The sequence below is a fragment of the Streptomyces sp. RP5T genome, from assembly GCF_003933965.1.
GTDB lineage: Bacteria > Actinomycetota > Actinomycetes > Streptomycetales > Streptomycetaceae > Streptomyces.
Genome location: NZ_RSAJ01000958.1, coordinates 1 through 2,021, shown reverse-complemented (window position 1 = coordinate 2,021; position 2,021 = coordinate 1). Strand labels below are relative to the sequence as shown.

The 2,021-nt window shown below is 71.7% G+C and carries 2 protein-coding genes; one reads left to right on the top strand and one right to left on the bottom strand.

What is annotated here, in order from left to right; translation table 11 throughout:
- Nucleotides 1–1,481, top strand: a 1,481-nt coding sequence (locus tag EHS43_RS43410) for an amino acid permease (RefSeq protein ID WP_125195925.1), incomplete at its 5' end; no start/stop codon positions are given.
- Nucleotides 1,482–1,504: 23 nt separating this feature from the next.
- Here EHS43_RS43410 and EHS43_RS43405 read toward each other — a convergent pair.
- The coding region (locus EHS43_RS43405) for a GNAT family N-acetyltransferase (RefSeq protein ID WP_148104300.1) at nt 1,505–2,021 on the bottom strand (517 nt) is incomplete at its 5' end.

Genomic DNA, 2,021 nt, shown 5'->3' with positions numbered 1-2,021 from the left:
CTCCCACCCCTGACGACCGGTCCCTCGCGGAGTTCGGCTACCACCAGGAGCTGCACCGCAGCCTGGGGCGGTACGCGTCCTTCGCGGCGGGGTTCTCGTTCATCTCGGTCCTGACGACCGTCTTCCAGTTCTTCGCCTTCGGGTACGCGTTCGGCGGCCCGGTGTTCTTCTGGGCCTGGCCGGCGGTACTGGTCGGACAGTTGCTGGTGGCGGCCTGCTTCGCGGAACTGGCGGCCCGCTACCCCCTCTCGGGCGCGATCTACCAGTGGTCGTCCCGCCTCTCGAACCTCACCTTCGGCTGGTTCGCCGGCTGGATCATGGTGATCGGACAGATCGTCGTGGTCGCCGCGGCGGCACTGGCCCTGCAGATGGTGCTCCCGGCGATCTGGTCCGGCTTCCAGCTGATCGGCACCGACCCGGCGCCGACCTCGGCCGACGGGGCGGCGAACGCGGCGGTCCTGGGCGTGATCCTGTTGGTCCTGACGACCGTCGTGAACATCCTCGACAACCGCGTCCTGTCCCTGGTGAACCGGGTCGGCGTCACCGCCGAGATCATCGGCGCGGTCCTGATCATCGTGCTGCTGCTGACCCACTCCGAGCGCACGCCGAGCATCACCTTCCACACCGCGGGTGCCGCGCAGAACGGCCTGTTCGGGGCCCTGCTGGTGGGTTCGTTCACGGCGGCCTACGTGATGATCGGCTTCGACAGCGCGGGCGAGATGAGCGAGGAGACCCACCATCCCCGGCGCACGGCGCCCCGTACGATCCTCACGGCGCTCGGCGCGGCCGGCGCGCTCGGCGGCCTGATCGTCCTCGGCGGCCTGCTCGCCGCGCCCAGCCTCACCGACGGACGCCTGGCGGTCGACGGCCTCAGCTACGTCCTCACCAGCAGCCTCGGCGACGGGGTCGGCAAGGCCCTGCTGGCCGACGTGGTGGTCGCGATCACGGTGGCCACCCTCGCCATCCAGACGGCGGCCTGCCGCATGCTCTTCTCCATGGCCCGCGACGGCCAACTGCCCTTCGCGGGCCGCCTCGCGCGCGTGAACCCCCGCACGGGCATGCCCACGGCCCCCGCCCTGGTCGTCGGCACCCTTGCCGCCGCCCTGCTCCTGCTCAACTTCGCCTCACCGGAGGCGTTTTTGGCGATCGGCACGACCTGCATCGTGATGCTGTACCTGGCGTACGCGATGGTCACCGGCCCCCTGCTGATCCGCCGCGTGCGGGGCGAGTTCAGCTCGTCGGGCACCGACGAGGAGGGCGCCCGCCTGTTCTCCCTCGGCCGCTGGGGCATCCCGGTCAACGCCCTGGCCCTCCTCTACGGCCTCCTGATGACCGTCAACCTGGCCTGGCCCCGGGCCGAGGTGTACGACCCGGCGGGCGGGCACTGGTACTTCCGGTGGTTCACGGTGTTGTTCCTGGCGGTGACGGTGGCGGTGGGCGTGACGTGGCGGGCACTGCGAAGGCGTACGCCTGCCGTGTAGCTCCCCTCGGTCCGGCGCCTGCCTCAGTCGCCCCGAACACGCGCGTGCAGATGCATGTCGTGCCAACCGTCCGGGTGCAGAACCGCACTGCGCTTGATCCCTTCGAGAGCGAATCCCGTCTTGGTGGCGACACGACAGGACGCCTCGTTCCGGACGGCGTGCATGAGCTCCAGACGGTGGAAGCCGACGTCGTCGAGGGCCCAGCGGGACAGGGCGACCGTGGCCCGCGCGGCCACACCCCGCCCCCGGGCCCCGGCGGTCGTCCAGTACGCCATCTCGGCCTGCCCGTCGTCGAGATGGATCTCGCGCAGGGCCACCCGGCCGAGCAGCAGCCCGGTGTCCGCGTCCGCCACGGCCCACTGAGCGGTCCTCTCCTGGGCCCAGGCACCGCGCCACTCCTCGATCCAGCCGCCGACCTCCTCGACGGAGTCGGCGGCACGGGCGTGCCATTGGCGCATCGCCGGGTCCTGGAACGCGGCATGCACCGCGGGGGCGTCCGCGGCCAGCCAGGGGCGCAGGAGCAGACCGTCGCCGGTGGGG